This is a genomic window from Streptococcus mitis (assembly GCF_003942965.1).
Lineage (GTDB): Bacteria > Bacillota > Bacilli > Lactobacillales > Streptococcaceae > Streptococcus > Streptococcus mitis_BH.
In genome coordinates, this window is the sequence record NZ_RJOG01000011.1 from 25,013 (window position 1) to 36,659 (window position 11,647).

At 39.1% G+C, this 11,647-nt stretch carries 9 protein-coding genes; 5 read left to right on the forward strand and 4 right to left on the reverse strand.

Going from position 1 to position 11,647, the window contains the following annotated elements; all coding sequences use genetic code 11:
- Positions 1-23 precede the first annotated feature (23 nt).
- Positions 24-281 (forward strand): DUF3884 family protein, encoded by a 258-nt coding sequence (locus tag D8837_RS04785; RefSeq protein WP_020903327.1) that lies wholly within the window; start codon positions 24-26, stop codon positions 279-281.
- 104 nt (positions 282-385) lie between these two features.
- On the opposite strand, the gene D8837_RS04790 is transcribed toward D8837_RS04785, so the two are convergent.
- The 4 genes from D8837_RS04790 to nrdH form a co-directional block, all read right to left on the reverse strand.
- A complete protein-coding gene (locus D8837_RS04790; RefSeq protein ID WP_125456368.1) occupies positions 386-1,153 on the reverse strand; it encodes a DeoR/GlpR family DNA-binding transcription regulator in 768 nt (255 codons plus the stop codon).
- Positions 1,154-1,295: 142 nt separating this feature from the next.
- Positions 1,296-2,258: a class 1b ribonucleoside-diphosphate reductase subunit beta gene (nrdF, locus tag D8837_RS04795; RefSeq protein WP_000451386.1), complete on the reverse strand. Its 963-nt coding sequence runs from the start codon at positions 2,256-2,258 to the stop codon at positions 1,296-1,298.
- A gap of 194 nt (positions 2,259-2,452) precedes the next feature.
- The gene (nrdE, locus tag D8837_RS04800; protein ID WP_125456369.1) at positions 2,453-4,612 is read right to left on the reverse strand and encodes a class 1b ribonucleoside-diphosphate reductase subunit alpha; all 2,160 of its coding nucleotides are present in this window, start codon (positions 4,610-4,612) and stop codon (positions 2,453-2,455) included.
- An 80-nt stretch (positions 4,613-4,692) separates the two neighbouring features.
- Positions 4,693-4,911, reverse strand: coding sequence for a glutaredoxin-like protein NrdH (gene nrdH / locus D8837_RS04805; RefSeq protein WP_000259240.1), 219 nt, complete (start codon positions 4,909-4,911; stop codon positions 4,693-4,695).
- Between the two features lie 350 nt (positions 4,912-5,261).
- Here nrdH and D8837_RS04810 point away from each other — a divergent pair, with 350 nt between their 5' ends.
- From D8837_RS04810 to D8837_RS04825, 4 genes are all read left to right on the forward strand, one after another.
- Positions 5,262-5,525, forward strand: a complete 264-nt coding sequence (locus D8837_RS04810; protein ID WP_000146947.1) for a phosphocarrier protein HPr — start codon at positions 5,262-5,264, stop codon at positions 5,523-5,525.
- Between the two features lie 5 nt (positions 5,526-5,530).
- Positions 5,531-7,264, forward strand: a complete 1,734-nt coding sequence (gene ptsP, locus D8837_RS04815; RefSeq protein ID WP_004241506.1) for a phosphoenolpyruvate--protein phosphotransferase — start codon at positions 5,531-5,533, stop codon at positions 7,262-7,264.
- Positions 7,265-7,406: 142 nt separating this feature from the next.
- A complete protein-coding gene (gene adcAII / locus D8837_RS04820) occupies positions 7,407-8,324 on the forward strand; it encodes a zinc-binding lipoprotein AdcAII (RefSeq protein ID WP_125456370.1) in 918 nt (305 codons plus the stop codon).
- Between the two features lie 7 nt (positions 8,325-8,331).
- Positions 8,332-11,457 carry a pneumococcal-type histidine triad protein gene (locus D8837_RS04825; protein ID WP_125456371.1) on the forward strand — a complete coding sequence of 1,042 codons (3,126 nt, stop codon included), beginning with the start codon at positions 8,332-8,334 and terminating at the stop codon, positions 11,455-11,457.
- Positions 11,458-11,647 lie beyond the last annotated feature (190 nt).

Here is an 11,647-nt window from a genome sequence, read left to right on the forward strand (position 1 = left end):
ATAGAACTCTAGTGAGGCAAAAGATGTTCAAAGATTTTATCCAATCAATTTATGAAAAAGTTTATATTATCAATTTTGATAAATGTTCTCAAATACCTTGTTTGACTAATGAGGAGCTGAAAAGTCTCGGAAAATGGTATGTCTCTACCGGTAAAGAATGGATTTGCCATTCAGACTATGAGCTAGAAGAATTTAAAAATATCTTTTTAAATTTTATCAGTCCTGAAGAACGGGATAATATCTCCTTTGATTCAGATTTTATGCCGTTTCAACAATCATAAAGAATCTAGGAAACTCTTTGTAAAAATCTTCATCAAAAAATGCGTCATATCAAGATTCTTATTTTCTTGATATGACGCATTTTATATTTTATCAATCCTCAGTTTTATGGTTTAGAAAGAATAATTTTTGTTTGTTTTGAAAGTTGTTCAAACGTTTCTTTGCTCAGTTTAGAATCTGAAACGATGATATCAATATCAGAGATATTGTAGAAGGTATAAAAATCAAATTTATTGAACTTACTATTGTCAGCTAGTAAGTATTTTTTATTGGAATTGTTGAGGGCGATACGTTGGGATTCACCTTCCTCTTCACTAAAGGTCGCAATCGCATTATCCTTAATACCATTACAGCTAACGAAGGCTTTAGAAAATTGAAGATTGGCCAAGTTTTGCAAGGTTAGTGTTCCTATAAAGGCTCCAGTGATAGAGCGGTAGTTTCCACCAATTAAAATCAAATCTGTTAGTTTTCGTTCGTTTAGGATGAGAAAGACTGGTAAACTGTTTGTTACAACACGAATATTATCGATTGGAAGTTCACGGGCAAAAGATTCTAAGGTGGTACCAGGGCCGATAAAAATAGTTTCACCCTCATCAATTAAATGGCCTGCAAAACGGCTGATTTCTTGTTTTTCTGCGATTTGTAAGCTTTGTTTTTCGATATTGGAACGTTCATTATTTAAAATAGAACCTGTGCGAATTTTCTCAGCTCCACCGTGCACACGAACAAGTAGATCCTTATCTGCCAACTCTTGCAAGTAGCGTCTAGCAGTCATATCTGATACATCCAAGCGAGTCATGATTTCTTTTACAGTAATAGTTCCCTTTGTATTTACCGTTTCTAGAATATTATCTAGTTTTTCCTGCTTTAACATCGTTATCACCTCTATTTCTATTACTATTTTATCATAAAGTATTCAATCAATCAATTTAAAAAACAAAAGAAAACAAAAACAAAAATATCATGGTTGTTTTAAACAAACCATGATATTTGTTATCAGTTCTGGGATAAGTGAATTAGTCCAAACCGTAATTGTAATCATCGTCTTGCATGGCTTCAACTTCACCAAGGAGGTAACCATTTCCGACTTGAGAGAAGAAGTCGTGGTTGGAAGTTCCTGTTGAAATACCGTTCATAACGATTGGGTTGACATCGTCAGCTGAATCTGGGAAGAGTGGATCTTGTCCCAGGTTCATGAGTGCCTTGTTAGCATTGTAGCGAAGGAAGGTCTTGACTTCTTCCGTCCAGCCAACACCGTCATAGAGGCTTTCTGTATAGCCTTCTTCGTTTTCATAAAGAGTGTAGAGAAGGTCGTACATCCATTCTTTGAGTTTTTCCTGCTCTTCTTCAGGTAATTCATTGAAACCGAGTTGGAATTTATATCCGATGTAGGTTCCGTGAACAGACTCATCGCGGATAATCAGTTTAATGATTTCCGCAACGTTGGCTAGTTTGTTGTTACCAAGATAGTAGAGGGGAGTGAAAAAACCAGAGTAGAAGAGGAAGGTCTCGAGGAAGACGCTGGCAACTTTCTTTTCAAGTGGGCTACCGTTTAGGTAGATTTCGTTGACGATCTCAGCCTTCTTTTGTAGGTAAGGATTGGTATTGGTCCATTCGAAAATTTCTTCAATCTCAGCCTTAGTATTTAAGGTAGAGAAGATTGATGAGTAAGATTTAGCGTGAACAGATTCCATAAATTGGATGTTATTGAAAACAGCTTCCTCATGTGGTGTACGGATATCCGCGCGAAGGGCTTGAACCCCAGTTTCAGATTGCATAGTGTCGAGAAGGGTTAAACCACCAAAGACTTTTCCAACTAAGTCTTTTTCTACATTTGATAGCTTTCTCCAGTCATCCAAGTCATTTGACAAGGGAATACGTGTATCAAGCCAGAATTGCTCCGTCAGTTTTTCCCAAGTTGATTTGTCGATGACATCTTCGATGGCATTCCAGTTAATGGCTTTGTAGTAAGTTTCCATTTGAAATCTCTTTCTGTGTTTAGTATTGCGAACTCACAATTATTTCTATTTTATCATAATTCTAGAGGAGTATCGCACAAAAAGTCGGAAGCCCGACTTTTTTGTTTTTCCATGGTATAGATGCTTATTCCAGTTTAGTTTAGCAGGGTGAATGAATCACTAATCTGAGAAAATGTAGTTTCCTCAAGCAAAGATTAAATCACACAGCTTTCACATTGGTTAGCACCGACTTCTCCACCATCATCTGTAAAGGTACGGACGTAGTAGATAGACTTGATACCCTTGTTAAAGGCATAGTTACGAAGGATTGACAAGTCACGTGTCGTTTGTTTGTTTTCTTTCTTCCATTCGTAAAGTCCTTTTGGAATGTCACTACGCATGAAGAGTGTGAGTGAAAGTCCTTGGTCCACGTGCTCAGTTGCAGCAGCATAGACATCAATCACTTTACGCATATCCATGTCGTAAGCAGAAGTGTAGTAAGGAATGGTTTCTGTTGACAATCCAGCAGCAGGGTAGTAGATTTTTCCGATTTTCTTTTCTTGACGTTCTTCGATACGTTGTGTAATCGGGTGGATAGAAGCAGAAACGTCATTGATGTAACTGATCGAACCATTTGGCGCTACAGCAAGGCGGTTTTGGTGGTAAAGTCCATCTGCTTGAACCTTGTCACGAAGTTCAGCCCAGTCAGCAGCACTTGGGATAAAGACATCTTTGAAAAGTTCTTTAACACGGTCTGATTTTGGAACAAATTCGCCAGTTACATACTTGTCAAAGTAGCTTCCGTTAGCATAGTCTGATTTTTCAAAGTTATGGAAGGTAATACCACGTTCACGCGCGATATTGTTTGATTCTACCAAGGTCCAGTAGTTCATGAGCATGAAGTAGATGCTTGTAAATTCAACAGACTCAGGCGATCCATATTCAATCAGTTTTTGGGCAAGGTAGCTGTGAAGTCCCATGGCACCAAGTCCAAAGGTGTGAGCTTGGCTATTTCCGTGGTCAATCGTAGGCACAGCTACGATGTGTGAACTATCTGTAACGAAAGTAAGGGCACGAACCATAGCACGGATAGAACGACCAAAATCGGGTGAAGTCATCATGTTAACCACGTTGGTTGAACCAAGGTTACATGAAACATCCGTTCCCATTTGAAGGAATTCTTGAGCATCGTTGATCAAGCTTGGTTCTTGAACTTGAAGAATTTCAGAACACAAGTTGCTCATGATAATCTTTCCATCAACGGGATTTGCACGGTTAGCCGTATCAATGTTGACTACATAAGGGTAGCCAGACTCTTGTTGCAATTTAGAGATTTCAGTTTCCAAATCACGCGCCTTGATTTTTGTCTTACGGATATTTGGATTTGCGACTAGTTCATCGTATTTTTCAGTGATGTCAATGTAGTTGAACGGCACACCGTATTCAAGCTCTACAGAGTATGGGCTGAAGAGGTACATTTCTTCATTTTTACGTGCTAATTCGTAGAATTTATCGGGCACCACAACACCAAGTGAAAGGGTCTTAACACGAACTTTTTCATCGGCGTTTTCTTTCTTAGTTGAAAGGAAGGCGATGATATCAGGGTGGAAGACGTTGAGGTAGACAACACCAGCACCTTGACGTTGACCCAATTGGTTTGAGTAAGAGAAGCTATCTTCGAAAAGTTTCATAACTGGAACGACCCCAGACGCTGCTCCTTCATAGCCTTTGATAGGTGCACCAGCTTCACGAAGGTTGCTGAGGGTAATTCCCACACCACCACCGATACGTGAAAGTTGAAGAGCTGAGTTGATAGAACGTCCGATAGAGTTCATATCATCAGTTACTTGGATCAGGAAACATGATACCAATTCACCACGACGAGCACGTCCAGCATTCAAGAAGGAAGGAGTAGCAGGTTGGTAGCGTTGGTGGATGATTTCATTGGCAATATCGATGGCAACAGCTTCATTGCCATCGGCGAAATAAAGGGCGTTAAAGAAGACACGGTCTTCCATGCTTTCAAGATAATATTCACCGTCGTTAGTCTTTAAGGCATATTGATTGTAAAACTTATAGGCAGCCATGAAAGACTTGAATTGGAAGTTTTGTTCTTTAATAAATTGAGCTAATTCTTCCAAAAATTCTGGACGGTATTTCTTGATAAAGGCTGTTTCGATGTAGTTGTGTTCAATGAGGTAGTTGATTTTATCCTTGATTGAATCAAAAACCATAGTGTTTGGAACTACATTTTCTTTAAAGAAGGCATCCAAGGCTTCCTTATCTTTATGAAGCATGATTTGTCCATTGACAGGACGGTTGATTTCGTTATTGAGACGGAAGTAAGTCACGTCCTCAAGATGTTTTAATCCCATAAAATTTCCCTTATCTAATTACAAAAGAAAGGCTTCTAAGTTAGCCCTAGAAGCAGTTTCTTCTGGATGATGTACTAAGATTATGCTAATTGTTTCAATTTTCCTGGTTGGAAACCTGAAAAGACTTCAGTTGGTGTTTGGATAACAGGAGCTGCGCTGAAACCGAGCTCTTTAACTTGATCGATATACTCAGGTTGCTCATCAAGATTGATTTCACGATAAGCGACATTATTACTGTCCAAGAAACGTTTGGTCATTTTACATTGGACACAGTTGTTTTTAGAATAAACGGTTACCATTGTGTAACTCCTCTTTCAAAATAGATTACTTTTTTAGTATATCAGAAAATAAATTTTTGTCAATGATTTGAAACTAAATATAGTGGTCTATTTTTCTACTCAAGGTCGCAAAACACAATATGTAGTGTTTGTTTTGTAAGATAGTGATACTTATCGTACAAGTAGTTTTTTGAAAAACTATATCCTGTGTTTTGTTATCTAGAATAGAAGATTTTCAGCAAGTTATCTGAAAGGAAATCGAATAAATCCCATAAAATGCTTGAAAAAAATCCGAGAAGATGATATAATACCAAATTGTAAGGGTTATCACATATAACTCAAAAAAGAAAGAACAAAAGGAGAGTCAAACTATGGCTTCTAAAGATTTCCACGTAGTGGCAGAAACAGGTATTCACGCACGTCCAGCAACATTGTTGGTACAAACTGCAAGCAAATTTGCTTCAGATATCACTCTTGAGTACAAAGGTAAATCAGTTAACCTTAAATCAATCATGGGTGTTATGAGTCTTGGTGTTGGCCAAGGTGCTGACGTAACTATCTCAGCTGAAGGTGCAGATGCAGATGACGCTATCGCTGCAATCTCAGAAACAATGGAAAAAGAAGGATTGGCATAAGGAAAATGACAGAAATGCTTAAAGGAATCGCAGCATCTGATGGTGTTGCAGTTGCAAAAGCATATCTACTCGTTCAACCGGATTTGTCATTCGAGACTGTTTCAGTCGAAGATACAAACGCAGAAGAGGCTCGTTTGGATGTAGCTCTTGAAGCTTCTCAAAACGAGCTTTCTCTTATCCGTGAGAAAGCTGTAGGTACGCTTGGTGAAGAAGCGGCTCAAGTTTTTGACGCTCATTTGATGGTTCTTGCTGACCCAGAATTGATTGGTCAGATTAAAGAAACAATCCGTGCTAAGAAAGTCAATGCAGAAGCAGGTCTTAAAGAAGTGACTGACATGTTCATCACTATCTTTGAAGGCATGGAAGACAACCCATATATGCAAGAACGTGCAGCGGATATTCGCGACGTGACAAAACGTGTATTGGCAAATCTTCTTGGTAAGAAATTGCCAAACCCAGCTTCTATCAATGAAGAAGTAATCGTGATTGCGCATGACTTGACACCATCTGATACAGCTCAATTGGACAAAAACTTTGTAAAAGCTTTTGTAACAAATATCGGTGGACGTACAAGTCACTCAGCTATCATGGCACGTACACTTGAAATTGCAGCTGTATTGGGAACAAATAACATCACTGAAGTGGTGAAAGACGGTGATATCCTTGCCGTTAACGGAATTACTGGTGAAGTGATTATCAACCCAACAGATGAACAAGCGGCAGAATTTAAAGCAGCTGGTGAAGCTTATGCTAAACAAAAAGCTGAATGGGCACTTTTGAAAGATGCTCAAACAGTGACTGCTGACGGTAAACACTTCGAGTTGGCTGCTAACATCGGTACTCCAAAAGACGTGGAAGGTGTTAATAACAACGGTGCAGAAGCTGTTGGACTTTACCGTACAGAGTTCTTATACATGGATTCTCAAGACTTCCCAACTGAAGATGAGCAGTATGAAGCATACAAGGCTGTTCTTGAGGGAATGAATGGTAAGCCAGTGGTTGTTCGTACAATGGATATCGGTGGAGATAAGGAACTTCCTTACTTCGATATGCCACATGAAATGAACCCATTCCTTGGATTCCGTGCACTTCGTATCTCTATTTCTGAAACTGGAGATGCAATGTTCCGTACACAAATCCGTGCCCTTCTTCGTGCTTCTGTTCATGGTCAATTGCGTATCATGTTCCCAATGGTTGCCCTTTTGAAAGAATTCCGTGCAGCCAAAGCAGTTTATGAAGAAGAAAAAGCAAACCTTCTTGCTGAAGGTGTTGCAGTTGCGGATGATATCCAAGTTGGTATCATGATTGAAATCCCTGCAGCAGCGATGCTTGCAGACCAATTTGCAAAAGAAGTAGACTTCATGTCAATTGGAACAAACGACTTGATCCAATACTCAATGGCAGCAGACCGTATGAACGAACAAGTTTCATACCTTTACCAACCATATAACCCATCAATCCTTCGCTTGATTAACAACGTTATTAAGGCAGCTCACGCTGAAGGTAAATGGGCTGGTATGTGTGGTGAGATGGCTGGTGACCAAAAAGCTGTTCCACTTCTTGTCGGAATGGGCTTGGATGAGTTCTCTATGTCAGCAACATCTGTACTCCGTACTCGTAGCTTGATGAAGAAATTGGATACTGCTAAGATGGAAGAGTACGCTAACCGTGCCCTTACAGAGTGTTCAACAATGGAAGAAGTTCTTGAACTTCAAAAAGAATACGTTAACTTCGATTAATGTAATCAACCTTGTAACTTAGTTGCAAGGTTTTTTTGATAGTTTAAAATCAGAAATTTATTAACTAGTTCATAAAATGCTTGACAATAAAAAAAATAGGAGTAGAATATTAACTAGTTAAATAACCAGTTAAGGAGTTTTTATGAAGAAACAAAATTTGTTTTTAGTGTTGTTAAGTGTCTTTCTTTTGTGTTTAGCTGCTTGTGGGCAAAAGGAAAGTCAGACAGGGAAAGGGATGAAAATCGTGACCAGTTTTTATCCTATCTATGCAATGGTCAAGGAAGTATCTGGTGACTTGAATGATGTTCGAATGATTCAGTCAAGTAGCGGAATTCACTCCTTTGAACCTTCGGCAAATGATATTGCAGCTATCTATGATGCAGATGTATTTGTTTACCATTCTCATACGCTCGAATCTTGGGCAGGAAGTCTGGATCCAAATCTAAAAAAATCCAAAGTGAAGGTTTTAGAGGCTTCTGAAGGAATGACTTTAGATCGTGTTCCTGGTCTAGAAGATGTGGAAGCAGGTGATGGAGTTGATGAAAAAACGCTCTATGACCCTCATACTTGGCTAGATCCTGAAAAAGCTGGCGAAGAAGCTCAGATTATTGCTGATAAACTTTCAGAGGTTGATAGTGAACACAAAGAAACTTATCAAAAAAATGCGCAAGCCTTTATCAAAAAAGCTCAGGAATTAACCAAGAAATTCCAACCTAAATTTGAAAAGGCGACTCAGAAAACATTTGTAACACAACATACAGCCTTTTCTTATCTAGCTAAGCGATTTGGACTCAATCAACTTGGAATCGCTGGTATCTCTCCAGAACAAGAACCAAGTCCAAGACAACTAACAGAAATTCAGGAATTTGTTAAAACCTATAAGGTTAAAACGATTTTTACAGAAAGTAATGCTTCTTCAAAAGTAGCTGAAACTCTTGTCAAATCAACAGGTGTGGGGCTTAAAACTCTGAATCCTTTAGAGGCAGACCCACAAAATGACAAGACTTATCTAGAAAATCTTGAAGAAAATATGAGTGTTCTAGCAGAAGAATTGAAATGAGGAGATTATGAAAATCAATAAAAAATATGTAGCGGGTTCAGTGGCAGTTCTTGCCCTAAGTGTTTGTTCCTATGAACTTGGTCGTTACCAAGCTGGTCAAGTTAAGAAAGATTCTAATCGAGTAGCTTATATAGATGGTGATCAGGCTGGTCAAAAAGCAGAGAACTTGACACCAGATGAAGTTAGTAAGAGAGAGGGAATCAACGCCGAACAAATTGTTATCAAGATTACGGATCAAGGTTATGTGACCTCTCATGGAGATCATTATCATTATTATAATGGCAAGGTTCCTTATGACGCTATCATCAGTGAAGAACTGCTGATGAAAGATCCGAATTATCAGTTGAAGGATTCAGACATTGTCAATGAAATCAAGGGTGGTTATGTGATTAAGGTAGACGGGAAATACTATGTTTACCTTAAGGATGCGGCTCATGCGGACAATATTCGGACAAAAGAAGAGATTAAACGTCAGAAGCAGGAACATAGTAGTAATCATGGAGGCAGTTCTAACGATCAAGCAGTAGTTGCTGCCAGAGCTCAGGGACGCTATACAACGGATGATGGGTATATCTTCAATGCATCTGATATCATTGAGGATACGGGTGATGCCTATATCGTTCCTCATGGCAATCACTTCCACTATATTCCGAAGAGTGATTTGTCTGCCAGTGAATTAGCTGCTGCCCAAGCCTTCTTATCTGGAAAAGGCGGTCAATTAAGTACGGTTGAATATCGTTCTAGCAGGGGAGAAACAAGATCTAGTGTGAGAACGAGTCAATCTGAGACACCTCAAAATCCTGCAACAGATTCTGAGAGTCAAAATGAGGATTTAGCTAGTCTTCTTCAAGAATTGTACGCTTTGCCACTTAGCCAACGTCATGTGGAGTCTGATGGATTAGTATTTGACCCAGCACAGATTACAAAACGTACAGCAAATGGGGTCGCAGTCCCTCACGGAGATCATTTCCATTTCATCCCTTATTCGCAAATGTCTGCTTTGGAAGAAAAATTGGCTCGAAATCTGCCAATTGGAGGTCAGCCAGTTCAAAGTCATGCTGACAATTCGAAACCAAGCAGCCCTGAGAAAACAAGTTCAACACCAAGTTCAACCATTAAACCAAACTTTAATCTCAATACGCAGGCACCGAATCGAGGAACTGGAGGTGCCTATACAACGGATGATGGATATGTCTTTAGTCCGACAGATGTGATTGAAGATACAGGTGACGCTTTTGTTGTACCGCACGGCAATCATTTCCACTATATTCCGAAGAGTGATTTGTCTGCAGGAGAATTGGCTGCAGCCCAAGCCTATTGGAATGGGAAGCAGGGCTCACACTCTTCTACAAACTCAAGTAAACCAAGTAGTGATAATGCTAAACCAGCCCAACCAAGTTTGACAGAGACTCCAAACCTGACTGTCACCCCAACATATCATCAAAATCAAGGGGAAGACATTCCAACACTTCTAAGTGAATTGTATGCCAAACCTTTGTCAGAACGTCATGTTGAATCAGATGGCTTAGTCTTTGATCCGGCACAAATCATCAAACGTACAGCTAATGGTGTTGCAGTGCCTCACGGAGACCATTATCACTTTATCCCTTATTCACAAATGTCACCTTTGGAAGAAAAATTGGCTCGTATGGTAGCTGTCAAGGGACAAAATGGCAGTGTTTTGCCAAGCGTCACTCCACTTAAGCCAGCGCCTACTACCAAACCTCAAGCGCCAGCGGAAAATAAACCGACTGAATTTGATGTCAACCAGGTTGTTAGAAAAGTTGGCGACGGATATATTATAGAGGATAAGGGCGTTAGTCGTTATGTTCTAGCTAAAGATTTGACCAAGGATAAGATTGATGCTATTGAAAATCTCTTGTCTAAGAAAACTCAAGAGACGCATGCCCTAGTTGCGAAGAAAGAAAATGTCGCTCCTCGTGATCAAGAATTTTATGATAAAGCATATAATTTATTGGCTGAGGCTCATAAAGCCTTGTCTGAAAATAAGGGTCGTACTTCTGATTTCCAAGCCTTAGACAAATTAGCAGAACGTTTGAATGATGAATCGACTAATAAAGGAAAATTGGTAGATGATTTATTAGCATTCCTAGCACCAATTACTCATCCAGAGCGACTTGGCAAACCAAATTCTCAAATTGCTTATACAGACGATGAAATTAAATTAGCGAAATTAGCAGGTAAGTATACAACAGAAGATGGATATATCTTTGACATTCGTGATATTAGCAGTGATGAGGTAGATGCTTATGTAACTCCGCATATGACCCATAGTCATTGGATTAAGAAAGAGAGCTTGTCTGAAGCTGAAAGAGTGGCAGCCCAGGCTTATGCTAAAGAGAAAGGTTTGACACCTCCTCCAACAGCGAATCAGGGTTCAGGAAATACTGAGGTTAAAGGAGTAGAAGCAATCTATAATAAAGTGAAAGCTGCTAAGAAGGTCCCACTTGATCATATTCCTTACAATCTACAACATACTGTTGAAGTTAAAAATGGTAGCTTAATTATACCTCATTACGACCATTACCATAACATTAAATTTGGTTGGTTTGACGAAGGACTCTATGAAGCACCTAAGGGTTATAGCCTTGAGGATCTCTTTGCGACTGTAAAATATTATGTTGAACATCCTGAAGAACGTCCTTACTCAGATAATGGTTGGGGAAATGCCAGCGACCATGTTCGTAAAAATAAGGCAGACCAAGACGGTAAACATAATGAAAATAAGGAACATGATGAAGTAAGTGAGCCAACTCGCCCTGAATCTGATGAAAAAGAGAATCACGCTGTTTTAAATCCTTCAGTAGATAATCTTTATAAGCCGAGTACTGATGAAGAAGAGACAGCGGAGGAGTCTAAAGATAAAACAGACGAAGATGAAGTCCCTCAAGTAGAGACTGAAAAAGTAGAAGCCAAGCTCAAAGAAGTAGAAACTTTACTTGATAAAGTAACGGATGCTGGTTTGAAAGCCAATGCGACAGAGAGCCTGGCTGGTTTACGAAATAATTTGAGTCTTCAAACCATGGATAATAATGGTATCATGGCAGAAGCAGAAAAATTACTTGCTTTGTTAAAAGGTAGTGAGTCAGTAACGACAAAAACAGCGGTATAAATTTTATCCTATAAATCAAGATGATGTAAGAGTCAGTAGCAATACTGGCTTTTATTTTTTTAAAATGACATAAAAATCTTGACAGATAAACTTAAAAAAGGTAAACTATTTACTGGTTAATTAATTGGTTAAATAACCGGTTTAGAAAAACTGTTTAACCGAGAAAAAGAAGTTAAGAAAAAGCTTCATC

Excerpts from the sequence above, each read along its gene's own strand:
- D8837_RS04825 (WP_125456371.1), top strand. The coding sequence starts at position 8,332 with ATGAAAATCAATAAAAAATATGTAGCGGGTTCAGTGGCAGTTCTTGCC.
- nrdE (WP_125456369.1), bottom strand. The coding sequence starts at position 4,612 with ATGGGATTAAAACATCTTGAGGACGTGACTTACTTCCGTCTCAATAAC.
- nrdH (WP_000259240.1), bottom strand. The coding sequence starts at position 4,911 with ATGGTAACCGTTTATTCTAAAAACAACTGTGTCCAATGTAAAATGACC.
- D8837_RS04810 (WP_000146947.1), top strand. The coding sequence starts at position 5,262 with ATGGCTTCTAAAGATTTCCACGTAGTGGCAGAAACAGGTATTCACGCA.
- D8837_RS04785 (WP_020903327.1), top strand. The coding sequence starts at position 24 with ATGTTCAAAGATTTTATCCAATCAATTTATGAAAAAGTTTATATTATC.
- nrdF (WP_000451386.1), bottom strand. The coding sequence starts at position 2,258 with ATGGAAACTTACTACAAAGCCATTAACTGGAATGCCATCGAAGATGTC.
- D8837_RS04790 (WP_125456368.1), bottom strand. The coding sequence starts at position 1,153 with ATGTTAAAGCAGGAAAAACTAGATAATATTCTAGAAACGGTAAATACA.
- adcAII (WP_125456370.1), top strand. The coding sequence starts at position 7,407 with ATGAAGAAACAAAATTTGTTTTTAGTGTTGTTAAGTGTCTTTCTTTTG.
- ptsP (WP_004241506.1), top strand. The coding sequence starts at position 5,531 with ATGACAGAAATGCTTAAAGGAATCGCAGCATCTGATGGTGTTGCAGTT.